The sequence below is a fragment of the Agrococcus beijingensis genome (genome assembly GCF_030758955.1).
Classification (GTDB): Bacteria; Actinomycetota; Actinomycetes; order Actinomycetales; family Microbacteriaceae; genus Agrococcus; species Agrococcus beijingensis.
The window spans coordinates 692614-718557 of record NZ_CP132360.1; the positions used below are offsets into that span (position 1 = coordinate 692614).

Genomic DNA, 25944 nt, shown 5'->3' on the forward strand with positions numbered 1-25944 from the left:
GGCGGGCTCGGGCAGCAGCCGCGCGGCGAGCCGGGCGAGCGGCGGGCCGAGCAGCGCGCCGATCGCAAGTGTCAGCGCGAGTGGCCAGCCCGGCTGCGGCACGTCGGCGCCGATCGCCGAGAGCGCTGGGCGGAGCGAGGCGACACCCGCTGCCCCGGCCGCCGCGAGCGCGAGCAGGCCGAGCGCGCGGCGCGGCAGCGCCCGCGGCGGGCCCGACTCGTCGGCGTCCCCCGGGGGGCCGCTGCTCGCCGTCGTCGGCGCGGCAGCGAGCAGCGCCAGCACGACGAGGTGGAGCCCGGCGGCGACCAGCAGCAGCACCGCGACGTCGAACGACGGCACGGGCGCTGCGACGATGGTGGACTCGCCGTCGCCGCCGACACCGGCACCGGCACCGAGCGCGGCACCCGATGCGGAGGCGATCGCTGCGGCGATCGCGGTGCCGAGCGCGGCCGCGAGCAGGGTCGGCGCTGGCCGCACCCGCGGCGCGAGCGGCGGGTCGCTCGCCGCGGCTGTGCGCATCGCGCGCACCTGCAGCCCCGCCGCGAGGCCCAGCAGCGCCGCCGGTGCGATCCCCTGCGTCACCGGTTGCGCCATCGCCGCGGCCATCCCAGGCGCCATCCCGAGCATCACCAGGGAGCCCACCGCGGCGAGCGTCACCAGGGCGAGCGCTGACGCGGCCAGCGCGAGCGTGCGCGGTCGGGCTCGGCGCGGGGCGAGCAGCCCGAGGCCGGCCGCGGCGAGCGCGGCGGCCGAGCCGAGCGCGAGCGCGAGCGATCCGCCGTCGTGACGCACCGCATCCGTCACCAGCGTCGTCGCGCCGAAGCCGTTGGCGATCCACACGAGCGCGTGCGCGACCGCCAGCCGCAGGCGCGCGGTCGGCACGCTCAGGCCCCTCGGGGGCGGTCGTCCTCCGCAGGTCGGTCGTCCTCCGCAGGCCGTGCATCGGCGGTGGGCGACTCGGGCTGCGCGGAGCCGGCCTCGACGCCCTCGTCGGCGAGCGCATCCGTCTCGATCTCGCGCACCTCGGTGCGCTCGACCGTCACGGTGCGAGCGCGCTTCGCGAGCGAGCGGTCGATGATCCAGGCGACCAGCCCTCCCACCGCGACACCGAGCACGAAGCCGACGACGATCGCCAGCCCCAGCACGGGGCTGGTGTCGACCGGCGTGCCGTTGGCGTCGGTCGAGGGCGGCATCGCCGATGAGATGAGCCAGGCGGCCACCGCGCCGATGACGGCGCCGATCGCCATGAAGGCCCCGTACCTCGGCGTCCGCCGCACCTGCATCTGCTCGTCGTCGCGCGTCTCGTGCGAGTTCGCGGCGTCGGGCTGAGCGGAGTCGGCGGGGGCGTTCATGCCGCCATGATCCCACGTCGCGCGCAGGCGCCCGGGACGTGGGCGCCGAGCCTCATAGCGAATCGCTAGTGTCGGTCATGGGCGGTTTCGCCCATGACGACCCCTGCACCACAACGGAGTGAATCCATGTCGAACGCCACGGCTGAGAAGCCCACCGGCGCGCCGCTCGCACGCGCGATGCGGCCCCTGAACACCCTCGTCGAGCGGTGGATCCCCTCGGCGCTGGTCTTCGCGATCGTGCTGACCCTGGTGGTCGCCGTGCTCGCGCTGACGGTGACCCAGACCAACCCCGTCGACCTCGTCGACCACTGGGGCGACGGGCTCTCGGGCCTGCTCGCCTTCATGACCCAGATGGCGCTGATCCTGCTGCTCGGCCACATGCTCGCGAACACCCGCCCCGTGCGGAAGCTGCTGACCAAGCTGTCTGCGCTGCCGCAGACGCCGGTGCAGGCCTACCTCTTCGTGTTCGTGATCGCCGCGGTCGCGTCGCTCATCACCTGGGGCCTCGGCCTCGTCGTCGGCGGCCTGCTGGCGCGCGAGGTGGCCGCCTCGGGCAAGGAGCGCGGCCTGAAGCTGCACTTCCCGATGCTCGTCGCCGCAGGCTTCTCGGGCTTCGTCGTGTGGCACATGGGCTACTCGGGCTCCGGCCCGCTGACCGCCGCCACCCCCGACTCGTTCATCTCGCAGAGCCTCGGCGGCGGCGTCGTGCCGATCACCGACACCACCTTCGCGCTGCCGAACCTGATCGGCGCCGTCGCCACGATCGTCGTCGTCGCCGTGGCCCTGTCGCTCGTCGCACCGCGCGGCAGCGACAGGATCGTCGAGCTGCAGGTCGACCTGCGCGAGCAGCTCGCCGAGGGCGAGGAGGAGGTCGTCACCCCCGCCGATCGCATCGACGCGAGCCGCATCATCACGCTCATCGTCGGCGCCGCGCTGGTCTTCTACCTGGTGGTGCACTTCGTGCGCGGCGGCACCCTCACGCTCGACATCGTCAACTGGTCGTTCCTGGCGCTCATCTTCCTGCTGGTGCGCAACCCGTTCGAGATCATCCGGCTCACGAAGGAGGCGGCCTCGAACGTCGGCGAGATCCTTCTGCAGTTCCCGCTCTACGCCGGCATCCTCGGCATCATGACCGGCTCCGGCCTGATCCAGGTGTTCTCCGACTGGTTCGTGTCGGTCTCGACGCCCACGACCTTCGGCGTGCTCGCGCTGCTGTCGGCGGGCCTCGTGAACTTCTTCGTGCCCTCCGGCGGCGGGCAGTTCGCGGTGCAGGCGCCGATCCTGCTCGACGCCGCCGAGCGGCTGGGCGTCGACCCGGCGATCCCGATCATGGCGGTCGCCTACGGCGACCAGTGGACGAACATGATCCAGCCCTTCTGGGCGCTGCCGCTGCTCGCCATCGCCGGGCTCAAGATGCGCGACATCCTCGGCTACACGACAGTGACGCTCATCGCCTCGGGCCTGGTGTTCGCGTCGATCCTGCTGATCTGGTCGCTGTAGCGAGCAGGTAGCTCGCTCTGTTCCGCGCAGCCGCGGCGGCCCTCCGGCCGCCGCGGCTGTCGTGCGTCGGCAGCGCGAGCGCGCCGGCGCCCGTCAGCGGTGGTGCTGCAGCAGGGAGTTCAGCGACAGCGACGTCTTCGACAGCGAGCTCGACCGCAGCGACGACCGCGTGAGCGCCGAGCCGTGCTGCTTGATGCGCTCGGCGTCGGCGGAGTCGAGCCGCCCGACCAGCGCCTGCGTCGCCTCGTCGAGCCGCATCGGCAGCGCGGTGCTCGCCGCCTGCTGCGCCAGCTTGGCCGCCTGCTGCGATGCGCGACGCACGTCCTGCGCCGCCCGGCGGGGATCCGCCTGGCCGCTCAGCAGCTGCTCGGCGCGCTCGCCGGTGCTGCGCCGCAGCTCCTCGATGCGCTGCAGCCGGTCGGCTCCCGGCGCCTGCGGCTGCCGCTGCGGCTGAGCCTGCGCGGCCTGCTGCTGCACTGGCCGCTGCTGCACTGGCTGCTGCACTGGCCGCTGCATCGGCTGCTCCGAGGGCCGCTGCGCCTGCACGTACTGCTGCACCCGCTGCGGCTGCTGCGCGTGCACCTGCGGCTGCTGCCCTGAGCGACGGGCCCGCTCCTGCTCGGCCTCCTGCGCCACCGCCTCGATCCGGTCGCGCCACGACTGCGGCACCTTGTTCTGCAGGTGCTCGGCCTGCGAGCTCACCTGCGAGACGCGCTGGTCGACCTCGCGGCGCACCTGCTGCGCGCCCGTGCGCACCTGCTCCTGCGCACGGCTGCTGGCGCTGCGGGCGAGCTTCATGAGCGCGCTCCAGCCGCCGCGCAGCATGAGGAACCCCACGAACGTCGACAGACCCGCGAGCAGCAGCGGCACGGCCGCCTCGCTCAGCGCATCCTCGACGCCGATCACCAGCGCCGACTGGGCGATCCAGCTCACCCACTGGACCAGCGCGGGCACGCCGTTGAAGAGCAGCACGATGCCGACGATCAGGATCACCAGCGGTGCGATGAACCCCTGCGGGCGGACGACTTGGGCCATGGCCTCAGTATGGCCCTCGGGGCGGGGAGCGCCAGGGGCTCTGCGCGGTGCGATCGATCCGCGGCGCAGACCGAAGGGTCCTAGGCGGAGAGGCGAACCAGCGGCAGCCAGGCCGACACGTCGGCGCGCACCCCCGACGCCCGCACGGCTCCGCGACCCACCGCATCCGCCCATGTCTCCGTGCCGCTGGCGAGCGCCAGCCAGGTCGCGACGTCGGTCTCGATCACGTTCGGCGGCGTGCCCCGCGTGTGGCCTGGCCCCTCGACGGCCTGCACCGCGCCGAAGGGCGGCACCCGCACCTCGACGCTCTTGCCGGGCGCTCGCTCGGCGAGGCACTGCAGCGTGTAGCGCACCGCGAGCGCCCGATCGGGGCGGGCGGCGTCGGGCAGCAGGGCGGCCCGCACGGCGTCGACACCGTCGAGATCGGGGATGCGCTTGGCCACCCCGCAAGGCTAGTCGCGGCCGCAGACGCAGACGCTTTCACAGGCGATGCATCCGGGTCGGCACGCCGAGGGGCCTCAAGGGTTCGTAGAATGGGCGGGTGCGGATCCTGGTACTCGGCAGCGGCGCGCGCGAGCACGCCATCATCGCGGCACTCCTCGCGGAGGGCGGCCACGATGTCACAGCCGCGCCCGGCAACGCCGGCATCGCCACCGACGTCGAGACGGTGCGCATCGACATCAAGCAGCCCGACCTCGTCACCGAGTTCGCGGTCGACGGCGGCTTCGACCTCGTCGTGATCGGCCCGGAGGCGCCGCTCGTGGCCGGGGTGGCCGACGCGCTGCGGAAGGCCGGCGTGCCCGCGTTCGGCCCGACGAAGGCGGCCGCCGCGATCGAGGGCTCGAAGTCGTTCGCGAAGCAGATCATGGCGCAGGCCGGCGTGCCCACCGGCGCCGACGTCACCGCCACGACGATGGCAGAGGTGCAGGCGGCGCTCGACAGCGCGACGCCGCCCTATGTGCTGAAGGCCGACGGCCTCGCCGCCGGCAAGGGCGTCATCGTCACCGACGACCGCGCGGCGGCCGAGGCGCACGCCGAGGCGTTCCTGCCCGACGGCCCGATCCTCATCGAGGAGTTCCTCGCCGGCCCCGAGGTGAGCCTGTTCGTGCTGACCGACGGCGAGCACGTCGTGCCCCTCGCCCCCGCGCAGGACTTCAAGCGGCTCGGCGACGGCGACGCGGGCCCCAACACCGGCGGCATGGGCGCGTACTCGCCGCTGCCGTGGCTCGCCGAGCGGTACGGCAGCGAGCAGGCCTTCGTCGATGAGGTCGTCGAGACGGTCGCGCTGCCCACGATCCGCGCGATGGCGGCGCACGGCACGCCCTTCACGGGCCTGCTCTACTGCGGCCTGATCGTCACCGACGCGGGCGTGAAGGTGATCGAGTTCAACGCGCGCTTCGGCGACCCGGAGACGCAGGTGGTGCTGCCGCGCATCGAGTCGGGGCTGGCGGATGCGCTCCTGGCGGCCGCGAACGGCACCCTCGGCTCCGTCGCGCCACTGGTGTGGCGCGACTCGGCGGCGGTCGCGGTGGTGCTCGCGAGCGAGGGCTACCCCGGCGACCCGATGACGGGCCGCCCGGTCGAGGGCGTCGACGATGCCGAGGCGCTGGAGGGCGTGCAGGTGCTGCACGCCGCGACCGGCCGCGGCGAGCAGGGCCTGACCGCCACCGGCGGCCGGGTGCTGAACGTCGTCGGCACGGGTGCCACGCTCGCCGAGGCGCGCGAGCGCGCCTACGCGGGGCTCGGCAGGATCTCGCTGCTGGGCGGCCAGTCGCGCTCGGACATCGCGGCGAAGGCGTGACGGCTCTCGCGGCGTCGGCCGAGCTGCCCGGCTGGTCGCTGGCCTACAGCGGCAAGGTGCGCGACCTCTATGTCGCCGAGGGCGAGTCGCTCGCGACGGCCGCCGAGATGCTGATGGTCGCCTCCGACCGGGTCTCGGCGTTCGACCAGGTGCTCGAGCCCGCGATCCCCGGCAAGGGCGAGCTGCTGACGACCCTGACGCGCTGGTGGATCGACCGGCTGGGGCTGCCCTCGCAGCTCGCGCCCGACGCCGACGCCCGCACGCCCGAGGCGGTGCGCGGCCGCGCGATGCTGGTGCGCACCCTCGACATGCTGCCCGTCGAGTGCGTGGTGCGCGGCCGGGTGACCGGTTCGGGGCTCAAGGAGTACCGCCAGGTCGGCTCGATCTCTGGCGTCGTGCTGCCCGCCGGGCTCGACGACGGCGACGCGCTGCCCGAGCCGATCTACACGCCCGCCTGGAAGGCGCCGCAGGGCGAGCACGACGAGAACGTCTCCTACGAGCGCACCGTCGAGCTGGTCGGCGAGGCCGATGCCGCCGCGATCCGCGACCTGGCGCTGGCCGTCTACGCGCAGGGCGCGGCGATCGCGGCCGAGGCAGGGCTGGTGCTCGCCGACACCAAGTTCGAGTTCGGGCGCGACCGCGTCACGGGCGAGCTGATCCTGGCGGATGAGGTGCTCACCTCGGACTCGTCGCGGTACTGGGACGCCGAGGCCCTCGAGGCCGGCCGCGTCGAGTCGTTCGACAAGCAGATCGTGCGCGACTGGCTGGCGGCGAACTGGGACGGCGAGGGCGCGGCACCCGCGCTGCCCGACGACATCGTCGAGCGCACGGCGGCCCGCTACGGCGAGCTGCTGGCCAAGCTGACGGGTTCGCCAGCGGACGCGACCCCCGCCCGCTGACCCGCCCCGCCGACCCGCGCGCCGGCGCGCGCCACGGACAGCCCGGCAGATGTAGGGCCATGGGTCGCTTCTGACGCGCGTCAGCGACCACAAGCCCTACATCTGCGGAGACAGGTGGCGAGCCGCGGCCGCCGGCCGGCCCGACCAGCGGGGCAGCGCTGCTCAGACCTGCGGCGCGCTCCAGGTGTTGCAGGCACCGACGCCGTCGTTGTAGCCCGTGGCGAGCCAGTTCGCGCGCTGCTCGCTCGAGCCGTGCGTCCAGCCCTCGGGGTTCACGCCGCCGCCGCCCATCTGCTGCAGCCGGTCGTCGCCGATCGTCTGCGCCGCGTTGAGCGCGTCGTTCATCTCGGTCTGCGTGGGCGCGATGAGCAGCGGCGCCCCGCCGTCATCATCCGCGGTCTGCGAGGCCGCCGCGATCCACGCGCCGGCGTAGCAGTCGGCCTGCAGCTCGGAGCGCACCGCAGTCGACTGCGGCCCGGTGTCGCCCTGCTGCACCCGCTGCAGGTCGCCGGTGACGTTCTGGATGTGGTGGCCCCACTCGTGCCCCAGCACGTACAGCTGCGCCAGGTTGCCGCCCGAGGCGCCGAACTGGTCGCGCATCTGCTGGAAGAAGGTGGTGTCGAGGTAGATGCGCTCGTCGGGCGGGCAGTAGAACGGCCCGACGGCGCTCGTCGCACCGCCGCAGCCGGTCTCGACCTGCCGGTCGAACAGCTGCACCGTCGGGTCGCGGTACTCGAGGTTGTTCGCGGCGAACGTCGTCTCCCAGAACTGCGACATCGAGTCGGCGCCGCCTTCCATGCGGCAGTCGATGTTGGCCGGGTCGTTGGCCTGCTCGCCGGTGCAGCCGGTGATCTCCTCGCCCGACTGCGTCTGCGACTGCGGATCGATCGGCTGGCCAGGAGCGAGGCCGGTGAGGTCGACGCCGAAGAACATCGACACGAGCACCAGGATGACGGTCAGGATGCCGCCGCCGCCGATCGCGATCGCGCCGCCGCCGCGCCCGCCGCCACCGCCGCGGCTCACGCTCGTGGTGTCGAAGTTCGCATCGCCCCTGAAGGTCATGGCGAAACAATAGCCCCGCGCTCCTCCTGAAGACCCGGAAGCCGCACCCGCGCTCTCGGCGGCACCCGACGCATCCGTAGACTGGAGGCTGCACCCCGACCACCTCACCGTTTAGGGAGACCCATGGCCCTCATCGTCGTCGACGTCATGCCGAAGGCCGAGATCCTCGACCCGCAGGGCAAGGCGGTCACCCGCGCGCTCGCCCGCCTCGGCCACGAGGCGGTGGGCGACGTGCGCGTCGGCAAGCGCTTCGAGCTCACCGTCGACGGCGAGGTGACGGATGCGCTGCTCGCGCAGGTGCGCACGGTCGCCGAAGAGGTGCTCGCGAACACCGTCATCGAGGACGTCGTGGGCGTGCAGGTCGTGGAGGCCGCGTCGGCGCAGGGATCCGCGCAGTGAAGGTCGGCGTCATCACCTTCCCCGGCACGCTCGACGACCGGGACGCGCAGCGGGCCGTGAAGGTGGCCGGTCACGAGCCGGTCGCCCTCTGGCACGGCGAGCACGACCTCAAGGGCGTCGACGCGCTGGTGCTGCCGGGCGGCTTCTCGTACGGCGACTACCTGCGCTGCGGCGCGATCGCCGCGCTGTCGCCGATCATGACCGAGGTCGTCGAAGCCGCCGAGCGCGGCATGCCGGTGCTCGGCATCTGCAACGGCTTCCAGATGCTCGCCGAGGCGCGACTGCTGCCGGGCGGCCTGGTGCGCAACGAGACCGGCCTGTTCGTGCGCCGCGACCAGCGCCTGCGGGTCGAGAACGCATCGACCGCCTGGACGAACCGCTTCGAGCAGGGCCAGGAGATCGTCATCCCGCTGAAGAACGGCGAGGGCCGGTTCGTCGCGACGCCCGATGAGGTCGCGCGCATCGAGGGCGAGGGGCTCGTCGCCTTCCGCTACGTGGGCGAGAACCCGAACGGGTCGATCGACGACATCGCCGGGCTGACGAACGCCGCCGGCAACGTCGTCGGCCTCATGCCGCACCCCGAGCACGCGGTCGAGCTCGGATTCGGCCCGACCACGACGCGCATGAAGGCGGGTCTCGACGGCCTCGAGATCTTCAAGTCGGCGCTGGAGCGCATCGCCGCCTGACCCGACTCCGCACGGCCGCGCGACCCGACCATCGTCGCCCGACGGAGCGCTGCACAACGCAAGCCGAGGCGCGGCGTTCGGCACCGATCTCGCCCACAGCTCCCGGGCTGCGGCTGGATCGACCGCGCGGGCTTGCGTTGTGCACCGGCGCGTGGATGTAGGCTGTCTACATGACCGCCGCCACCGCATCCACCACCGGACTCAGCCCGAAGCGGCTCTACCGCTTGCTCGCGATCGCCGAGGCGATCACCTGGACGCTGCTGATCGTCGCGATGATCGCCAAGTACGGCTTCGGGGTCGAGGCGCTCGTGCCCATCGCCGGCCCGATCCACGGCTTCGTCTTCATCGCCTACGCGGCGATGCAGCTCGTCGTCGGCCACAACCAGCGCTGGTCAATCGGCACGCTGCTGCTCGGCATCGTCACGGCGGTCGTGCCCTACGCGACGATCCCGTGGGAGCGCCGCATCGCCCGCCGGGGCCTGCTCGACGGGGCCTGGCGCACCGAGGCGAGCGACGACCCGCGCGACGCCCGCTGGATCGACCGGGCATACCGGTGGGGCATCACCCACCCGCTGCGCTCGGCGCTCATCGTGGTCGCCCTCGTCGCCGTCGTCTTCGTGGTGCTGCTGAACGCCGGCCCGCCCAGCGAGTGGTTCTCCTGACGACGACGGCGGGCGACCCGACGCATCCGCCCGCTCGATAGGATCGAGAGACCGCCGAGCAGAGCCCCCGAAGGGCTCGACGCCGAGGAGAGCCGTGAGCGCAGCACCCCGCACCATTCCCCGTGACACCGTCGAGGTGGCCGCATCGACCCCCGAGCGCGAGCAGCCGTTCGCCGCCCTGGGCCTGAAGCCCGACGAGTACGAGCAGATCCGCACGATCCTCGGCCGCCGCCCGACGAGCGCCGAGCTCGCCATGTACTCGGTGATGTGGAGCGAGCACTGCTCCTACAAGTCGTCGAAGACGCACCTGCGCACCTTCGGGCAGAAGGTGACGCCCGAGATGCAGGAGCGCCTGATGGTCGGCATGGGCCAGAACGCGGGCGTCATCGACGTCGGCGAGGGCTGGGCCGTCACCTTCAAGATCGAGTCGCACAACCACCCCTCGTTCGTCGAGCCGTTCCAGGGCGCCGCGACCGGCGTCGGCGGCATCGTGCGCGACATCATCTCGATGGGCGCCCGCCCGGTCGCGGTGATGGATGCGCTCCGGTTCGGTGCGATCGACCACCCCGACACCGCTCGGGTCGTCCACGGGGTCGTCGGCGGCATCTCGTTCTACGGCAACTGCCTCGGCCTGCCGAACATCGGCGGCGAGACGGTCTTCGACGCCGTCTACCAGGGCAACCCGCTCGTCAACGCGCTCGCCGTGGGCGTGCTGCGGCACGAGGACCTGCACCTCGCCAACGCCACCGGCGTCGGCAACAAGGTCGTGCTCTTCGGTGCCCGCACCGGCGGCGACGGCATCGGCGGCGCATCGATCCTCGCCTCCGAGTCGTTCGACGACGAAGGCCCCGCCAAGCGGCCCGCCGTGCAGGTGGGCGACCCGTTCGCCGAGAAGGTGCTCATCGAGTGCTGCCTCGAGCTCTACGCGGCCGGCGTGGTCGAGGGCATCCAGGATCTCGGCGCCGCCGGCATCTCGTGCGCCACCAGCGAGCTCGCCGCCAACGGCGACTCGGGCATGAAGGTCGAGCTCGATCACGTGCTGCTGCGCGACCCCACGCTCACGGCCGAGGAGATCCTCATGTCGGAGTCGCAGGAGCGCATGATGGCGATCGTGAGCCCTGCGAAGCTCGACGAGTTCCTGGCGATCACCAGCAAGTGGGATGTCGAGACCAGCGTGCTCGGCGAGGTCACCGGCGACGGACGCCTCGTCATCACCCACACCGGCGAGACGATCGTCGACGTCGACCCGAAGACGGTCGCGATCGACTCCCCCGTCTACGACCGGCCGATGGCGCGGCCCGACTGGCAGGACGCCCTGCAGGCAGACAGCGCCTCCGTCCTGGCGCGCGTCTCGGGCGCGGCGCTCGGCGACCAGCTGCGCACCCTGGTCGGCTCGCCCAACCTGGCCGACGCATCCTGGATCACCGACCAGTACGACGACTACGTGCTCGGCAACACGGCGCTGTCGATGCCCGACGACGCCGGCATGGTGCGCATCGACGAGGAGTCGGGGCTCGGCTTCGCCGTCGCGGTCGACGCGAACGGCCGCTACTGCCAACTCGACCCGCGCGAGGGCGCCAAGGCGGCGCTCGCCGAGGCCTACCGCAACGTGGCCGTCTCGGGCGCGATGCCGGTGGGCGTGAGCGACTGCCTGAACTTCGGCAACCCCGAGATCCCCGCGGTCATGTGGCAGTTCGCCGAGGCCGTCGACGGCCTCGCCGACGCCTGCGTCGAGCTCGGCATCCCGGTCACCGGCGGCAACGTGTCGTTCTACAACCAGACCGGCGAGACGCAGATCCACCCGACGCCCGTCGTCGGCGTGCTCGGCATCATCGACGACGTCGACCGTCGCCTGCCCTCCGGCTGGCAGGACGACGGCCAGGCGCTGTTCCTGCTCGGCACCACCCGCGACGAGCTCGACGGCTCGGCTTGGGCCGGCGCCATCCACGACCACCTCGGCGGGCTGCCGCCCAAGGTCGACCTGCCCGCCGAGAAGCAGCTCGCCGGCCTCATGCAGGGCATCGCCTTCGAGGGCCTCGCGACCTCGGCGCACGACCTCTCGGAGGGCGGCCTCGGCGTCGCCGTCGTCGAGAGCGCCCTGCGCTTCGGCATCGGCGCGCGCATCTGGCTCTCCGGCCTGACCGAGCGCGACGGCATCGACGAGACCGCGGCGCTCTTCTCCGAGTCGGGCGCGCGCGCGATCGCCGCCGTCGCCCGCGAGGACGAGGTGAAGTTCACCGGCATGTGCGAGGCGCGCGGCGTGCCCGTGCTGCGCATCGGCGTCACCGACGCCACCAGCGGCACGATCGAGATCCAGGACGTCGCGACGCTGTCGCTCGACGAGCTGCGCGCCTCGAACCGCGAGACGATCCGCGGCCGCTTCGCGTAGGCGCCCGACGGTCAGCCGTTCCGGCGGGCGCGGCTGACCGCCACGGCGGCGCTCCGCGAGCCTATGCTTCAGCCATGGACCTCACCGTGCCCGCAGTCAACATCTTCGCCGTGCTGCTCGCGACCGTCGCCGCGATGGTCGTCGGCTTCGTCTACTACCACCCGAAGGTGCTCGGCACGTCGTGGATGAAGGCCATCGGCCACACTCCCGACTCGGTCGGCAAGGGGCCGAAGCCGTGGGTGTATCCGCTGATCATCCTGTGCGCGTTCGTCACCGCCTGGGTGCTCGCCGGCGCCACCTGGATCGCGTTCGAGTTCTACGGCGGCAGCTTCCTGCTGAACGCGCTCGTCACCGGCTGGATCCTCTTCGTCGGCTTCACCATCTCGCGCGTGGTCGTGCACGACGCGTTCGACCCGCGCGGGTTCCGCGTCACCGGCCACACGGCCCTCAACGAGTTCCTGATCATCACGGTGATGGCGCTCATCATCGGCGTCTGGCCGCCGGCCGCATGAGCGACATCTCGCTGACCCTGGAGCGGTCGATCGATGCTTCGCCGGATGCAGTGTGGCACGTGCTCACGGATCTCGAGGGCTCGCAGACGGTGCTGTCGGGCGCGACCCGCATCGAGCGGCTCGCAGGAGTCGGCTACGCGATCGGCACCCGCTGGCGCGAGACGCGCACGATGATGGGCCGCGAGGCGACCGAGGAGATGGAGGTCGTCGGCATCGATCCGGGCCGATCGACCACCATCGCCGCGGAGGCGAACGGCATGCGCTACCGCACCGAGTTCACGCTCGAGCCGCAGCCCGCCGCCGAGGGCCGCGCGGGCACGCTGCTGCGCATGCGCTTCAGCGGCACCTACCAGACCCTCTCCTGGGTGCAGCGGGTGGTGGCGAAGCTCACCTCGGGCATCGGCATGCGCGTGACCCGCAGGATCATGCAGCAGGACCTCGACGACATCGCCGCGGCTGCCGCGGCGCTCTGAGCGCCGTCGCGGAACGCGCGTAGCCTGCGCGACTGGAGCGCGGCATCCGCGGCGCCCTGCCGAGCACGTCGCGAAACGCGGAGATCCCACGAGACGCGGACGATGCATCCGCGTCTCATGGCCGAACGCGAATCGATCCGCTTTCGGTGACCGACCGACCGCTCTGCGAGCCGATCCTCGGTCGGTGACCGGCGGGCCGCGCCCGCTGCAGACGCCTGAGCTCAGGCCTCGCCGGCGATCCGCTCGTGGTGGTGGATCACCTCGGCGATCACGAAGGTGATGAACTTCTCGGCGAACTCGGGATCGAGGTCGGCATCCTCGGCCAGCCGCCGCAGCCGCGCGATCTGCGTCGCCTCGCGCGACGGGTCCGACGGCGGCATCGCGTGGGCGGCCTTCAGCTCGCCGACCGCCTTCGTCAGCTTGAAGCGCTCCGCGAGCGTGTGGATGAGGATCGCGTCGACGTTGTCGATGGAGTGCCGGTAGCGGGCCAGCTGTTCGTCGGGCGTGCTCATGGCTCCAGCCTATTTCGCCCGCTGCGCCAGGCGCGCCTCGAGCCCGCGCCGCACCGCCGGCCACTCCGACGCCACGATCGAGTAGACCACCGTGTCGCGCAGCGTGCCCTTGTAGACCTGATGGCTGCGCAGCACGCCATCCTGCTTCGCGCCCAGCCGCTCGATCGCGTCGCGCGACTGCCGGTTGTGCCAGTGCGTGCGGAACTCCACCGCCACGCAGCCCAGCACCTCGAACGCCCGCTCGAGCATGAGCAGCTTGATCGCCGCATTGACGCCGGTGCCCTGCTGCGACACCGCCATCCAGGTCGAGCCGATCTCGAGCCGCGGCGTCTCCGCCTCGATGTTCATGTAGGTGGTCTGGCCCACAGCGCGGCCCGCCACCACGATCGTCCAGGGCGCCATCGTGCCGGCATCGAGCAGCGCGAGCCGCCGGTCGATCTCGGCGCCGACGGCGCTCGGCTCGGGCACCGAGGTGTACCAGGCGCGCTCCCACAGCTCGCCCTCGGCGGCCGCGAGCGCGAGGTCGGCCGCGTGCTCGTGCGACAGCGGCTCGAGGGTGGCGAGCGGATGCGTCAGCACGGGTCGGTCGAGGATGCTCGGCTTGGAGGTCGGTTCGGTGCTCGTCACCCGCCCATTCTGCCGTTGCCCGCTCCGGCGGCGCGTGCGACGATGCGACCGTGTCCGTGCACTTCGGCAGAGCCGCCTTCGAGCTCGTCGACCTGGTCGACCGGGTGCCGCGCGAGCGGCTCGACCGGCCGGGCCTCGGCGAGTGGAGCCTGCGCGAGCTGATCGGCCACACCTCGCGCGCGATCAGCACGGTCGTCGACTACCTCGCGCAGCCGGAGCCGGCCGAGGTGACCGTGCACTCGGCCTGCGAGTACCTCGAGGTCGTGCTGCGGCAGCAGGGCGACGACGAGGCGATCGAGCTGCGTGGCCGAGCGGCGGCGCAGCAGCTCGGCGACGATCCGGCGACCGCCATCGCCGAGCTGGCGTCTGCCGCGGTCGCGGCGGTCGACGCGGTGGGCCTCGACCGCCTGATCGCCGTCGGCCTGCCCGCCGCCGGCGTCGCCATGCGGCTCGAGGAGTACCTGCGCACGCGGGTGTTCGAGCTCACCGTGCACGGCGTCGACATCGCCGATGCCGCGGGGCTCGACTGGACGCCGCCGAGTGGGCACCTGGTCGACGCCCTGCACCTGGCCGCGGTCAACGCATCCGCCCGTGAACGGGGCCTGGAGGCGCTGCGCTACCTCACCGGCAGGCGTCCGGATGCGGGGCTCGAGGGCGTCATGCGCGCCGGTCGTTGACGACCCTATGGAGCGAAAACAGCGATTTGGTAGGATCGAGGGCTGTCTGATCCCGCCCGGAAGGCCTCTGTGACCCAGCTCCACCCCCACCTCGCCCCCGTCTTCGACGACGTGCTGAAGCGCAACCCCGGGGAGGCGGAGTTCCACCAGGCAGTGTTCGAGGTGCTCGAGAGCCTCGGGCCGGTGGTGGCGAAGCGGCCCGACTACGTCGACGCACAGATCCTCAGCCGCATCGTCGAGCCCGAGCGGCAGATCATCTTCCGGGTGCCGTGGATCGACGACCGGGGCACGGTGCAGATCAACCGCGGCTTCCGCGTGCAGTTCAACTCTGCGCTCGGCCCGTACAAGGGCGGCCTGCGGTTCCACCCGAGCGTCTACCTCGGCATCATCAAGTTCCTCGGCTTCGAGCAGATCTTCAAGAACTCCCTCACCGGGCTGCCCATCGGCGGCGGCAAGGGCGGCAGCGACTTCGACCCCAAGGGCAAGTCCGACATCGAGATCATGCGCTTCTGCCAGTCGTTCATGACCGAGCTGCACCGCCACATCGGGCAGTACACCGACGTGCCCGCGGGCGACATCGGCGTCGGCGGCCGCGAGCTGGGCTTCATGTTCGGCCAGTACAAGCGGCTGACGAACGCGTACGAGTCGGGCGTGCTCACCGGCAAGGGCGTCACCTGGGGCGGCTCGCAGGTGCGCAAGGAGGCCACCGGCTACGGCACGATCTACTTCCTCGAGCAGGTGCTGCTCGCCAAGGGCGAGACCTTCGAGGGCAAGAGGGTCGTGGTCTCCGGCTCCGGCAACGTGGCGATCTACGCGATCGAGAAGGTGCAGCAGCTCGGCGGCATCGTCGTCGCCGCCTCCGACTCGTCGGGCTACATCGTCGACGAGGACGGCATCGACCTCGAGCTGCTCAAGGAGATCAAGGAGGTGCGGCGCGGCCGCATCGCGGAGTACGTCGAGCACCGCCCCAAGGCCTCGTTCTCGTCGAACGGCAGCACCATCTGGTCGGTGCCGTGCGACATCGCCGTGCCCTGCGCGACCCAGAACGAGCTCGACGAGGCCGACGCCCAGACGCTGGTGCGCAACGGCTGCATCGCGGTCGGCGAGGGCGCCAACATGCCGACCACGCAGGGCGCAGCGCGCGTGTTCGCCAGCGCCGGCGTCGCCTTCGCGCCCGGCAAGGCCGTCAACGCCGGCGGCGTCGCCACCAGCGCGCTCGAGATGCAGCAGAACGCCTCGCGCGACTCGTGGACCTTCGAGCACACCGACGCCCGCCTGCACGAGATCATGAAGGGCATCCACGACCGCTGCTGGGAGACCGCCGACGAGTACGGGCGCCCCGGCGACTACGTGGCCGGCGCCAACATCGCGGGCTTCAACCGCGTGGCCGACGCCATGCTGGCACTGGGCGTCATTTGACCGGCCGACTCCCAGGGACCGACCGTACCCTGACCCGAGCACCGGAGGGGGCCCGCTTGAGCGACATGATGCAGGCACAGTCGGCCGCGTTCGACGCCCACGTGCGTCGCCGTGCGCAGCGCGCGCACGTCGCCGACCGCATGCTCACCAAGCGCTGGATGGTTCGCAGCTTCCTGCTGCTGCACGGCGCCGCGCTGGTGGTGCTGCTGCCCGAGATCATCGCGGGCGGCACGATCGGCGACCTGCCGCTCTACCGCGAATGGGCGATGGATGCGTTCGAGGGCGGCACGATCATCGGCCTCGAGGCCGACTGGGTCTACCCGCTGCTCGCGTGGCTGCCGATCGGCGCCGCGAACCTGCTCGGCGCTCCGCTCTACCAGCTGCTGTGGTTCGCCATGACCGCCGGTCTCAACTGGTGGGCCCTCTTGGTCGTCAGTGACGGCGGCCGCAGCCGCAACGGCATGCTCGCCGGATACACCGCCATGTTCGGGTTCCTGCTGCTCAGCCCGGTGGCGCTGCTGCGCCTGGAGGGCATCACCGGACCGCTCGTCGTCATCGCGCTCGTGTGGCTCGCCAAGCGCCCGCTCGTCTCGGGCGCCCTGCTGGCGATCGCCACCTGGATCAAGGTGTGGCCGGCGCTCGTCATCGGGGCGATCGTGGCGGTGCGCCGCGAGCGCTGGCTGGTGGTCGCCGCCGGCTTCGCCGTCACCGCCGCCACCGCCGCGATCAGCGTCGCATCGGGCGGGCTGTCGCACCTGTTCAGCTTCCTGAGCACCCAGGGCGACCGGGCGCTGCAGCTCGAGGCGCCCATCGCGACGCCGTGGGTGTGGCTGGCCTCGGTCGACGCCTTCGGCTCCCGCGTCTACCAGAACTACGCCCTCGCGACCCGCGAGGTGGTCGGCCCGCTCGACGACTTCGCCATCGTGCTGTCGACGCCGCTGCTCGTCGCGGCGGTCGCCGCGATCGCCGGGCTCATCCTGTGGGCGCGGCGCCGAGGCGCCTCCGACCACGACCTGCTGCTCGTCGGCGCGTTCGCGCTCGTGGCCGCATCGATCGTCTTCAACAAGGTCGGCTCGCCGCAGTACCTGCTGTGGCTGCTGCCGGTGGTCGTGGTGGCGATGCGCACGCCGACGCCGTGGTGGCGCAGGATGACGGGCGCCCTGCTCGTGACGTCGCTGCTGACGACGCTGATCTTCCCGATCTTCTACATGCCGCTCGTGCGCCTCGAGTTCCTCCCGGTGCTGCTGCTGACGGTGCGCAACGCGATGCTCGTGCTGCTGCTGGGTGCTGCCGTCGTGCAGCTCGTGCGCCTGGGGCGCCGCGGGATGCCCGTCGTCGTCGAGGCCGTGCCGACCACGACGCGCCCGATGTCGATCGTCTGATCGCACCGATCGGGCCGTTGCCGCGTCGCACGGAGCAGCGCGAGGATCGGCCCATGATCGAATTCGACGAGACGACCCCGGCGCCCGCGGTCGTCGACCGCGACACCTGGCAGGCGGAGCGGCTGCGCCTGCTCGACCGCGAGAAGGCGCACACCCGCGAAGGCGACGCCATCGCCGCAGCCCGACGGCGGCTGCCCATGACCGAGGTGCCCGACGTCGAGCTGCTCGGCGAGCAGGGGGCGACCTCGCTGCTCGACGCCTTCGACGGCCGGTCGCAGCTGATCGTCTACAAGCACATGTGGCACCTCGGCCAGCCGATCGAGGGGCAGTGCGAGGGCTGCACCGCGACCATCTGGGACTTCCACGATCCGTCGTACCTGCACGCGCGCGGCGTCTCGTTCGCCGTGCTCAGCCGTGGACCGTGGCGCGAGCTCGCGCCGTTCCGCGCCTTCATGGGCTACACGCATCCGTGGTTCTCGGTGCAGCACGTCGACGACCCGCTGCTCGGGCCCGACATCGAGGGCGCGTTCGTGTCGCTGCTGCGGCGCGGCGACCGCGTGTTCGCGACGAACTGGATCACCGGCCGCGGCACCGAGCTGGCGATGACGTCGCTGAGCCTGCTCGACATGACGGCCTACGGCCGCCAGGAGGCATGGGAGGACTCCCCCGCCGGCTGGCCGCAGGAGCCCACCTTCACCGGCTGGGCGCGCGACGGCCGACCCGTGCCCCAGTGGAGCCGTCCGGGCGCGACGCCCGTGGACGCATCCGCCCACCACCACTGACCCCGCGGCGACCAGCCGGCCGGCCGGCCGGGGCTCAGTCGATCAGGTCGTGCACCTGGATGATCGCCTCGCGGTCGGCGCCGACGCCGATGGCCGAGATGCGCGAGCCCGAGCGCTCCTCGAGGAAGCGCACGTAGGCCTGCGCGTTGGCGGGCAGCTCGTCGAAGGTGCGGCAGCCCGAGATGTCCTCGGTCCAGCCGGGGAGCGTCTCGTAGATGGGCTTGGCGTGGTGGAAGTCGGTCTGCGACACCGGCATCTCGTCGTGGCGCACGCCGTCGACGTCGTAGGCGACGCAGACCGGGATCTGCTCGATGCCGGTGAGCACGTCGAGCTTGGTCAGCACGATGTCGGTGAGGCCGTTGATGCGCGAGGAGTAGCGGGTGATGACCGTGTCGTTCCAGCCGCAGCGGCGCGGGCGCCCCGTGGTGGTGCCGAACTCGAAGCCGTTGGCGCGCAGCAGCTCGCCCCACTCGTCGAACAGCTCGGTCGGGAACGGGCCCGCGCCGACGCGCGTCGTGTAGGCCTTGACGATGCCGATGACGCGGTCGAGCCGGTTCGGGGCGACGCCCGACCCCGCCGCAGCGCCGGCCGACGTCGCGGTCGAGGAGGTGACGAACGGATAGGTGCCGTGATCGATGTCGAGCATCGTCGCCTGGCCCGCCTCGAAGACGACCGTCTTGCCCGCGTCGAGCGCCTCGGCGAGCTCGAGGCTCGTGTCGCCGACCATCGGGCGGATGCGCTCGACGTAGGAGGTCAGGTCGTCGAAGATCTCGTCGACCGAGACCGCGCGACGGTTGTAGACCTTGGTGAGCAGGTGGTTCTTCGCGTCGAGCGCGCCCTCGATCTTCTGGCGCAGGATCGACTCGTCGAACAGATCCTGCACGCGGATGCCGACGCGGTTGATCTTGTCGGCGTAGGTCGGGCCGATGCCGCGCCCGGTGGTGCCGATCGACCGCTTGCCGAGGAAGCGCTCGGCGACCTTGTCGAGCGTGCGGTGGTAGTCGGTGATGACGTGCGCGTTGGCCGAGATGCGCAGCTTCGACACGTCGACCCCGCGAGCCGAGAGCGCCTCGAGCTCGTCGAAGAGCACCTCGAGGTCAATGACCACGCCGTTGCCGATGACGGGCGTGACGCCCTCCGTGAGGATGCCCGACGGCAGCAGGTGCAGCGCGTACTTCTCGTTGCCGACGACGACGGTGTGACCGGCGTTGTTGCCGCCGTTGAACTTCACCACGTAGTCGGTGCGCCTGCCGAGGAGGTCGGTGGCCTTCCCCTTGCCCTCGTCGCCCCACTGGGCGCCGACGATGACGATTCCTGGCATGGAGCATCCCTCCGACGGGTTCGCGTACACCCCAGCCTATCGAGCGACGGCTGGGGGCCGAGCACGGGCGGACGGGCGGACCCCCGCTCGCTGAGAAGGCGGAGCCCTCAGCGCTGCACCGGATCGCCGCCGCGCATCATCCGCGCGATGGCGGCGCGGTCCGGCGCGGCCTCCCAGTCGCCGGGCGCGGTGCAGGCGAGCGCGCCGCAGGCGGCCGCAGTGCGCAGGCGACCGGCGAGCCCGGTGCCGGCGAGCAGCTCGGCGAGGTAGCCGGCCACGAACGCGTCACCCGCGCCCACCGAGTCGATCGCCGTGACCGGGAACGCCGCCTGCTCGACGCGCTCGCCGTCGGCCAGCCCGATCGCGCCGTCGGCACCGCGCTTGATCACGACCTCGGTCGGCCCGAGCGCACGGATCGCGGCGGCCTGCGTGTCGGGCTCGTGCTCGCCGGTGAGCAGCGCCGCCTCGTCGTCACCGGCGAACACCACGTCGGCCCGGCTCGCGATCGCGCGGTATGCCGTTCGGGCCTCCTGGGCACCCCAGAGCCGTGAGCGATGGTTGACGTCGAAGGAGACGAGCACGCCCGCCTCGTGAGCGGCATCGACGGCGGCGTCGATCGCGGCGCGCGAGGAGGCGCTGATGGCGGCACTGATGCCCGTCAGGTGCAGCAGGCTCGCCCCGCGGATGCTGGCGAGGTCGAGGTGCTCGGGCGCCAGCCGCGACCCCGCGCTGCCGGCCCGGTAGTAGCTGACCGCGCTCGCGCCGGGCGCCGGGCGCTCCTTCAGCATGAGCGCTGTCGGCGCCTGATCGTCGCGCGTGACGCTGGGCATGACGCCCTCTGCCCGCAGCCCACGCTCGATCAGGCGGCCGAGCGCGTCGTCGCCGAGCCTCCCCATCCAGGTGACGGGCACGCCCAGGCGCGCGAGCCCGATGGCCACGTTGCTCTCGGCGCCGCCGAAGTGCAGATCCATGCTCGGCGCGAGCTCGAGCCGGCCGAGCCGGCCGGCGACGAGCAGCCCGAGCGACTCGCCGATCGTGACGACGCTCACTCCGCGGCCTCGGCGATCGCGACGGCCTCTCGGGCGGCCTCGGCGATCGCCTCCGCTCCCGCTGCCACGCGCTCGGCAGAGGCGATCCACGAGCCGCTGGCGGCGAAGACGGCCGGATGCGCCAGGTAGTCGGCGAGGTTGGCGGGCTTCACGCCCCCGGAGGGCATGAAGCGCACGGTCGGGAAGACGGGAGCGAAGGCGCCGAGCGCATCGAGCCCGCCCGCGACCGAGGCGGGGAAGAGCTTGAGCCGGTCGAGCCCGAGCCGCAGACCGCGCTGCACGTCGCTCGCGGTCTGCACACCGGGCAGCACGGGCACGCCCGCCGCGAGGGCGGCCTCGACGACCTCCTCGTCGAGGCCGGGCGCGACGATGAAGCGCGCGCCGGCGTCGATCGAGCGCTGCAGCTGCTCGGGCGTCAGCACGGTGCCGGCGCCCACCGCGACGTCGCCCCGCGCGGCGATCCGCGCGATCGCGTCGAGGCCGTAGTCGTTGCGCAGCGCCACCTCGAGCACGGGCAGGCCGCCCGCGACGAGGCCGTCGGCGATCGTGTGCGCGGCCGCTTCGTCATCCACGGTCGCGAGCGGGACGACGCCGGAGAGCTCGAGCTGTGTCACCGGCCCATCCAACCACCGTCGACCGGCAGCGTCACGCCGGTGACGTACGCCGCCGCGGGGCTCGCGAGGAAGACCGTCGCGCCCTGCAGATCCTCCGGGCTGCCCCAGCGACCCGCGGGGATCCGCTCGAGGATGGCGGAGGAGCGCTCCTGGTCGTCGCGCAGGGCGGCGGTGTTGTCGGTGGCGATGTAGCCGGGCGCGATGGCGTTGACGGTGACACCGCGACCCGACCACTCGTTGCTGAGCGCCTTGACGAGACCGGCGATGCCCGACTTGGCCGCCGTGTACCCGGGCACGTTGATGCCGCCCTGGAAGCTCAGCAGGCTCGCGGTGAAGATGACTCGACCGCCGCCGCGCTCGAGCATGCCCGCGCCGATGGCCTGCGTGAGCACGAACTGGCTGCGCAGGTTGACGTCGAGCACCTCGTCCCACCATTCGATCGGATGCTCTGCGGCGGGTGCCCGGCGGATGGTGCCTGCGTTGTTCACGAGGATGTCGGCACGGTCGCGCACGAGCGTGGCGAAGGCGAGCACTGCGTCGCGGTCGGCGAAGTCGACGGCGTGGCCCTCGAAGGCGCGACCGAGCTCGCGCACGCGCGCGCCGATCGCGCCACCATCGGCCTCCTGGCTCGCCGATGCCGCGATGATGTCGGCGCCGGCTGCGGCGAGGCCCTCGGCCATCGCGAAGCCGATGCCGCGGCGGGCGCCGGTGACGACGGCCGTTCGGCCGGTGAGGTCGAAGGCGGCGATCATCGGTCTGCTCCCTGCACGTCGACGAGGATCTTCATCGCTGCGGCCGCGAGCAGCGCGTCGAAGGCGGCCCCGGTGTCGTCGAGCTGCACGACTCGGGTGATGAGCGACTCGGCGGGCACCGCGCCGTCGGCGAGCAGCGCGATCGCGCGCTCGAAGTCCTCGCGCTCGTAGACGCGGGCGCCGAGGATCTCGAGCTCGCGCCAGAAGACGCGGTGCAGGTCGACCGGCACGGGCTCCGGGTGGATCGCGACGAACACGACCCTGCCGCGCGTGCGGGCGTGGCGGGTGGCGTCGAGCGCCGTGCCCCTCGTGCCCGCGACCTCGAAGACCACGTCGGCACCGGCGCCGCCGGTGCGCTCCTCGACGATCGCAGCGAGGTCGTCGGCATGTGGGTCGACTGCCTCGGCGCCCTGCGCGGCGGCGAAGGCACGGCGCTCGGCGTCGGGTTCGGCGAGGATCACCGTCGCGCCGGCTGCGCGCGCGACGATGGCGATGAGCTGGCCGATGGGGCCGCCGCCGATGACGACGGCGGTCTCCCCCGCCGTCAGCCGCGAGCGCCGCACGTCGTGCACGGCGACCGCGAGCGGCTCGACCAGCGCGGCGTGCCGGAGCGACACGGTCTCGGGCACCGGCACGACGATCGCGGCCGGTACCGTCCAGAGCTCCTGCAGCGCACCGGGCGAGTCGATGCCCACGAAGTCGAGGCGCTGGCAGATGTGCTGATGTCCTGCGCGGCACGAGGCGCACTCGCCGCACCACCGCAACGGCATGACCGTGACGCTCTGGCCGATGGCGAGCGCGTCCACGTCGCCGCCGACCGCCTCGACGACCCCGCTCATCTCGTGGCCGATGACGGCGGGGGTGGCGACCCGCGCGTCCATGTGGCCCTGCACGATGTGCAGATCGGTGCCGCAGATGCCGTTGTAGGCGACGCGGATGGTCACCTCGTCGGCCGCGGGCATGCGGGGTTCGGCCTCGCCGACGACGATCTGACCGCCGCCGGTGTATCTCGCTGCTCGCAACGCGATCTCCTCTTCGAGCTAGGGTGAGCGGCGCCTGAAACTCGATTCCATTCGCAGTTCCATGTGGCGCAACTGGGTTCTATCTGGTTACAGTAGCCCCTGACCCCGCCAAGGGCGCAAGCCCGATCTGCCAGCAGGCACTCAACGAGGAGGAACCACATGCAGGGACGACGAACGCTGAGCGCGCTGGGCGCCGCAGCCGTCATGACGATCGGTCTGGCGTCATGCTCGGCCGCATCCGGAGGCGATGGAGAGCCGCCCGCGACGACCTTCCGGGTCGCCTTCAACCAGGACATCGACCACCCGCAGGCGCAGGCCCTCGTGCAGCTCTCGGAGGAGCTCGAGGCGCGCACCGGTGGCCAGTACTCCCTCGAGCTCTACACCGACGAGACGCTGGGCGACCAGGCTGCCACCATCGAGCAGGTGCAGTCCGGCACGATCGACTTCGCGATGGTCGCGGGCAGCCTGCTCGAGAACTTCGACTCCGACTTCTCGGTCGTGAACCTGCCCTACCTGTACGAGTCGCCCGAGCACCAGATGAGCGTGCTCAACGACCGGGAGATCGTCGGCGAGCTGTACGACGCGGTGCTGGAGGACAACATCCAGGTGCTCGCGGCCTACCACGGCGGCGTGCGCAACGTGTACTCGGGCGCCGGCCCGGTCGAGACCCCGGCCGACCTCGCGGGCCAGAAGATCCGCGTGATCGGCTCTGACACGAACGTGCGGATGATGGAGCTCATGGGCGGCGTCGGCACGCCGATGGCGCAGGGCGAGGTCTACACGGCCATCCAGTCGGGCGTCCTCGACGGCGCGGAGAACAACCCGCTCATCTACTCGAGCCTCTCGCACGACGAGATCGCCCCGTACTACTCGCTCACGCAGCACCTGATGATGCCCGACTACCTCATCGGCAGCCCCGCGGTGTGGGACGCGCTCGACGAGGAGACGAAGGGCGTCTTCCAGGAGCTGCTCAGCGCTTCCGTCGACGCCGAGCTCGAGGCGTTCTCGACCGCCGTCGAGGAGGCGACCGCGGCTGCCGAGGAGGCGGGCGCGACGGTCAACGAGGTCGACGTCGAGGCGTTCCGCGAGGCCGTGCAGCCGCTGCACGACGAGCGCATCACGACCGACGTCACCCGCTCGGTCTACGAGGCCATCCAGGCAGCGCGCGGCTGATGGCCATCCGGAAGGTCATGACGACGGCCAGGACCTGGCTCGACAACTCCCTGCGCACCCTGTGCGTCGCGCTCTTCGCGCTGCTCGTGGCGCTCGTCGCCTGGCAGGTGTTCACCCGTCTCATCCTCGGCCAGCCGAGCGCGTGGTCGGAGGAGGCGGCACGCCACACGTTCGTGTGGGTCAGCCTCATCGGCATCGCGATCGCAGTGGGCGAGAAGGCGGACGTCATCATGGACTTCCTCGTCGAGCGCCTCCCGCGCTCCCTGCAGCGGGTCGCCGACCTCCTCGCCTACCTCGCGACGCTCTCGTTCGTGCTGTACGTGATGGTGTTCGGCGGCCTGCAGCAGTCGATCCTGGCCTGGAGCCAGAAGAACCCGCTGCTGCCGCTCACGCAGGGCCAGCTCTACCTCGCGCTGCCCATCTCGGGCGCGCTCCTCACGATCTACCTGATCATCCACATCGTCACGACGTTCTCGAGCCGCTACGCCGGCCACGTGGGCTCGCCGGACGAGGACCTCGAGGCGGCATCGCTGTGATCGACCCCGGCACCATCAGCGCGATCCTGATCGGCGGCCTCGTGCTGCTGCTCGCCGTCGGCGCGCCCGTCTCCATCTCGATCGCGCTGCCGAGCGCGCTCTGCATGCTGCTCATCGTCGACTTCGACCGCGGCGCGGTCACGTCGGCGCAGCAGATGCTGGGCGGCGCCGACTCGTTCGCCCTGCTCGCGATCCCCTTCTTCATCCTCGCGGGCGTCATCATGAACAACGGCGGCATCGCCGAGCGACTCATCAACCTCGCTCGCGTGCTCGTCGGGCGCACGCCCGCACCGCTCGTGCAGTCGAACGTGATCGCCAACGCCATCTTCGGCACCGTCTCGGGCTCCGCGGTCGCGAGCGCCGCGGCCGTGGGCTCGACCATGGCACCCATGCAGCAGAAGGCCGGCTACGACCGGGCATTCAGTGCCGCGGCCAACATCGCCTCCGCCCCGGCCGGCATGCTGATCCCGCCGAGCAACACCCTGATCGTCTACTCGCTGGCGGCCGGCGGCACCTCGGTCGGCGCGCTCTTCGTCGCCGGCTACGTGCCCGGCGTCCTGTGGGCGCTCGCCTGCGCCGCGGTCGTCTTCGTCTACGCGCGCCGCCACCCCGAGCTCAAGGGCGAGCCGTTCCCGGGCTTCGCGGTGCTCCTCACGACGTTCCTCCGAGCACTGCCGTCGCTCGGCCTGATCGTCGTCGCGATCGGCGGCATCGTCGCCGGCTTCTTCACGCCGACCGAGGGGTCCGCGATCGCCGTGCTGTACGCGCTCGGACTCTCGTTCATCTACCGGACCATCTCGGTCAAGGAGCTGCCGCGCATCCTCTATGACGCGTGCCGCACGAGCGCGATCGTCATCTTCCTCATCGCGGTGTCGACGATCATGTCGTACGTCATGACCTACGCCAGGCTCCCGCAGCTCATCGCGGAGACGCTCTTCGGCTGGACCGACTCCAAGGTCGTCGTGCTGCTGATCATGATGCTCGTGCTGCTGCTCATCGGCATCCCGCTCGACCCCACCCCGGCGATCCTCATCTTCACGCCGATCTTCCTGCCGATCGCCGTCTCGTACGGGATCGATCCGGTGCACTTCGGCATCATGATGGTCTTCAACCTCTCGATCGCGGTCATCTCGCCGCCGTCGGCGCCGGTGCTCTTCGTCGGCACGCAGGTCGCGCGAGCGAAGCTCGAGTCCGTCATCGCGAAGCTGGTGCCGTTCCTGATCGTGCTCGTCGTGATGCTGTTCATCGTCGTCTTCGTCCCCCAGCTGACCCTGTGGCTCCCGGGCCTCATGGGCCTGCTCTGATCCC

General features: G+C 71.8%; 27 protein-coding genes and 1 pseudogene. 16 read left to right on the forward strand and 12 right to left on the reverse strand.

Annotated elements, in window-relative coordinates:
* Together Q9250_RS03220 and Q9250_RS03225 are read right to left on the reverse strand one after the other, a co-directional pair.
* Nucleotides 1-882, reverse strand: a pseudogene (locus Q9250_RS03220) (hypothetical protein); the annotation flags it as partial.
* Nucleotides 883-884: 2 nt separating this feature from the next.
* A complete protein-coding gene (locus Q9250_RS03225; RefSeq protein WP_306233135.1) occupies nucleotides 885-1352 on the reverse strand; it encodes an ABC transporter permease in 468 nt (155 codons plus the stop codon).
* Between the two features lie 126 nt (nucleotides 1353-1478).
* Here Q9250_RS03225 and Q9250_RS03230 point away from each other — a divergent pair, with 126 nt between their 5' ends.
* Nucleotides 1479-2852, forward strand: coding sequence for a short-chain fatty acid transporter (locus Q9250_RS03230; RefSeq protein WP_306233136.1), 1374 nt, complete (start codon nucleotides 1479-1481; stop codon nucleotides 2850-2852).
* Between the two features lie 93 nt (nucleotides 2853-2945).
* On the opposite strand, the gene Q9250_RS03235 is transcribed toward Q9250_RS03230, so the two are convergent.
* The gene (locus Q9250_RS03235) at nucleotides 2946-3887 is read right to left on the reverse strand and encodes a hypothetical protein (RefSeq protein ID WP_306233137.1); all 942 of its coding nucleotides are present in this window, start codon (nucleotides 3885-3887) and stop codon (nucleotides 2946-2948) included.
* Nucleotides 3888-3967: 80 nt separating this feature from the next.
* Complete coding sequence (locus tag Q9250_RS03240) at nucleotides 3968-4330, reverse strand: sterol carrier family protein (RefSeq protein ID WP_306233138.1); 363 nt, start codon at nucleotides 4328-4330, stop codon at nucleotides 3968-3970.
* A gap of 98 nt (nucleotides 4331-4428) precedes the next feature.
* Here Q9250_RS03240 and purD point away from each other — a divergent pair, with 98 nt between their 5' ends.
* On the forward strand, nucleotides 4429-5688 hold the full coding sequence (gene purD / locus Q9250_RS03245; protein WP_306233139.1) for a phosphoribosylamine--glycine ligase: 1260 nt from the start codon (nucleotides 4429-4431) through the stop codon (nucleotides 5686-5688).
* Complete coding sequence (locus tag Q9250_RS03250) at nucleotides 5685-6587, forward strand: phosphoribosylaminoimidazolesuccinocarboxamide synthase (protein ID WP_306233140.1); 903 nt, start codon at nucleotides 5685-5687, stop codon at nucleotides 6585-6587. The genes purD and Q9250_RS03250 overlap by 4 nt, the downstream gene beginning before the upstream one ends.
* Nucleotides 6588-6749: 162 nt before the next feature.
* On the opposite strand, the gene ypfJ is transcribed toward Q9250_RS03250, so the two are convergent.
* Entirely contained in the window at nucleotides 6750-7649 is a 900-nt protein-coding gene (gene ypfJ / locus Q9250_RS03255; RefSeq protein WP_306233141.1) for a KPN_02809 family neutral zinc metallopeptidase, read from the reverse strand.
* A gap of 123 nt (nucleotides 7650-7772) precedes the next feature.
* Between ypfJ and purS the strand changes: the two genes are divergently transcribed.
* From purS to Q9250_RS03285, 6 genes are all read left to right on the forward strand, one after another.
* Nucleotides 7773-8048, forward strand: a complete 276-nt coding sequence (purS, locus tag Q9250_RS03260; RefSeq protein ID WP_306233142.1) for a phosphoribosylformylglycinamidine synthase subunit PurS — start codon at nucleotides 7773-7775, stop codon at nucleotides 8046-8048.
* On the forward strand, nucleotides 8045-8734 hold the full coding sequence (purQ, locus tag Q9250_RS03265) for a phosphoribosylformylglycinamidine synthase subunit PurQ (RefSeq protein WP_306233143.1): 690 nt from the start codon (nucleotides 8045-8047) through the stop codon (nucleotides 8732-8734). The genes purS and purQ overlap by 4 nt, the downstream gene beginning before the upstream one ends.
* Nucleotides 8735-8904: 170 nt before the next feature.
* On the forward strand, nucleotides 8905-9396 hold the full coding sequence (locus tag Q9250_RS03270) for a DUF3817 domain-containing protein (RefSeq protein ID WP_306233144.1): 492 nt from the start codon (nucleotides 8905-8907) through the stop codon (nucleotides 9394-9396).
* Nucleotides 9397-9490: 94 nt separating this feature from the next.
* Nucleotides 9491-11785, forward strand: coding sequence for a phosphoribosylformylglycinamidine synthase subunit PurL (purL, locus tag Q9250_RS03275; protein WP_306233145.1), 2295 nt, complete (start codon nucleotides 9491-9493; stop codon nucleotides 11783-11785).
* A 74-nt stretch (nucleotides 11786-11859) separates the two neighbouring features.
* Nucleotides 11860-12297, forward strand: coding sequence for a DUF1761 domain-containing protein (locus tag Q9250_RS03280; protein ID WP_306233146.1), 438 nt, complete (start codon nucleotides 11860-11862; stop codon nucleotides 12295-12297).
* The gene (locus Q9250_RS03285) at nucleotides 12294-12770 is read left to right on the forward strand and encodes an SRPBCC family protein (RefSeq protein WP_306233147.1); all 477 of its coding nucleotides are present in this window, start codon (nucleotides 12294-12296) and stop codon (nucleotides 12768-12770) included. The genes Q9250_RS03280 and Q9250_RS03285 overlap by 4 nt, the downstream gene beginning before the upstream one ends.
* Nucleotides 12771-12991: 221 nt before the next feature.
* Here Q9250_RS03285 and Q9250_RS03290 read toward each other — a convergent pair whose 3' ends face one another.
* Together Q9250_RS03290 and Q9250_RS03295 are read right to left on the reverse strand one after the other, a co-directional pair.
* Complete coding sequence (locus Q9250_RS03290) at nucleotides 12992-13282, reverse strand: chorismate mutase (protein ID WP_306233148.1); 291 nt, start codon at nucleotides 13280-13282, stop codon at nucleotides 12992-12994.
* A gap of 9 nt (nucleotides 13283-13291) precedes the next feature.
* Nucleotides 13292-13909 (reverse strand): GNAT family N-acetyltransferase, encoded by a 618-nt coding sequence (locus tag Q9250_RS03295; protein WP_422665068.1) that lies wholly within the window; start codon nucleotides 13907-13909, stop codon nucleotides 13292-13294.
* Between the two features lie 50 nt (nucleotides 13910-13959).
* Between Q9250_RS03295 and Q9250_RS03300 the strand changes: the two genes are divergently transcribed.
* The 4 genes from Q9250_RS03300 (at nucleotide 13960) to Q9250_RS03315 (ending at nucleotide 18169) form a co-directional block, all read left to right on the forward strand.
* Nucleotides 13960-14586, forward strand: a complete 627-nt coding sequence (locus Q9250_RS03300; protein ID WP_306233149.1) for a maleylpyruvate isomerase family mycothiol-dependent enzyme — start codon at nucleotides 13960-13962, stop codon at nucleotides 14584-14586.
* Between the two features lie 69 nt (nucleotides 14587-14655).
* Nucleotides 14656-16005: an NADP-specific glutamate dehydrogenase gene (gene gdhA, locus Q9250_RS03305; RefSeq protein WP_306233150.1), complete on the forward strand. Its 1350-nt coding sequence runs from the start codon at nucleotides 14656-14658 to the stop codon at nucleotides 16003-16005.
* 65 nt (nucleotides 16006-16070) lie between these two features.
* Nucleotides 16071-17387 carry a glycosyltransferase 87 family protein gene (locus Q9250_RS03310; RefSeq protein ID WP_306233890.1) on the forward strand — a complete coding sequence of 439 codons (1317 nt, stop codon included), beginning with the start codon at nucleotides 16071-16073 and terminating at the stop codon, nucleotides 17385-17387.
* A 53-nt stretch (nucleotides 17388-17440) separates the two neighbouring features.
* Complete coding sequence (locus Q9250_RS03315; RefSeq protein ID WP_306233151.1) at nucleotides 17441-18169, forward strand: DUF899 family protein; 729 nt, start codon at nucleotides 17441-17443, stop codon at nucleotides 18167-18169.
* Nucleotides 18170-18203: 34 nt separating this feature from the next.
* Here Q9250_RS03315 and Q9250_RS03320 read toward each other — a convergent pair whose 3' ends face one another.
* The 5 genes from Q9250_RS03320 to Q9250_RS03340 form a co-directional block, all read right to left on the reverse strand.
* Nucleotides 18204-19490 (reverse strand): adenylosuccinate synthase, encoded by a 1287-nt coding sequence (locus Q9250_RS03320; protein WP_306233152.1) that lies wholly within the window; start codon nucleotides 19488-19490, stop codon nucleotides 18204-18206.
* Nucleotides 19491-19597: 107 nt separating this feature from the next.
* Nucleotides 19598-20539 carry a sugar kinase gene (locus tag Q9250_RS03325; protein WP_306233153.1) on the reverse strand — a complete coding sequence of 314 codons (942 nt, stop codon included), beginning with the start codon at nucleotides 20537-20539 and terminating at the stop codon, nucleotides 19598-19600.
* Nucleotides 20536-21153, reverse strand: a complete 618-nt coding sequence (gene eda, locus Q9250_RS03330) for a bifunctional 4-hydroxy-2-oxoglutarate aldolase/2-dehydro-3-deoxy-phosphogluconate aldolase (RefSeq protein ID WP_306233154.1) — start codon at nucleotides 21151-21153, stop codon at nucleotides 20536-20538. Before eda ends, Q9250_RS03325 begins: the two co-directional genes overlap by 4 nt.
* A complete protein-coding gene (locus Q9250_RS03335; protein WP_306233155.1) occupies nucleotides 21150-21905 on the reverse strand; it encodes an SDR family oxidoreductase in 756 nt (251 codons plus the stop codon). Before Q9250_RS03335 ends, eda begins: the two co-directional genes overlap by 4 nt.
* Entirely contained in the window at nucleotides 21902-22927 is a 1026-nt protein-coding gene (locus Q9250_RS03340; RefSeq protein ID WP_306233156.1) for a zinc-dependent alcohol dehydrogenase, read from the reverse strand. Before Q9250_RS03340 ends, Q9250_RS03335 begins: the two co-directional genes overlap by 4 nt.
* A 159-nt stretch (nucleotides 22928-23086) precedes the next feature.
* Here Q9250_RS03340 and Q9250_RS03345 point away from each other — a divergent pair, with 159 nt between their 5' ends.
* Genes Q9250_RS03345 through Q9250_RS03355 form a run of 3 tightly spaced genes read left to right on the forward strand, consistent with a single transcriptional unit; the run spans nucleotide 23087 to nucleotide 25940 of the window.
* Nucleotides 23087-24100: a TRAP transporter substrate-binding protein gene (locus tag Q9250_RS03345; RefSeq protein ID WP_306233157.1), complete on the forward strand. Its 1014-nt coding sequence runs from the start codon at nucleotides 23087-23089 to the stop codon at nucleotides 24098-24100.
* A complete protein-coding gene (locus tag Q9250_RS03350; RefSeq protein WP_306233158.1) occupies nucleotides 24100-24636 on the forward strand; it encodes a TRAP transporter small permease in 537 nt (178 codons plus the stop codon). The genes Q9250_RS03345 and Q9250_RS03350 overlap by 1 nt, the downstream gene beginning before the upstream one ends.
* Nucleotides 24633-25940, forward strand: a complete 1308-nt coding sequence (locus Q9250_RS03355) for a TRAP transporter large permease (protein WP_306233159.1) — start codon at nucleotides 24633-24635, stop codon at nucleotides 25938-25940. Before Q9250_RS03350 ends, Q9250_RS03355 begins: the two co-directional genes overlap by 4 nt.
* Nucleotides 25941-25944: the final 4 nt, after the last annotated feature.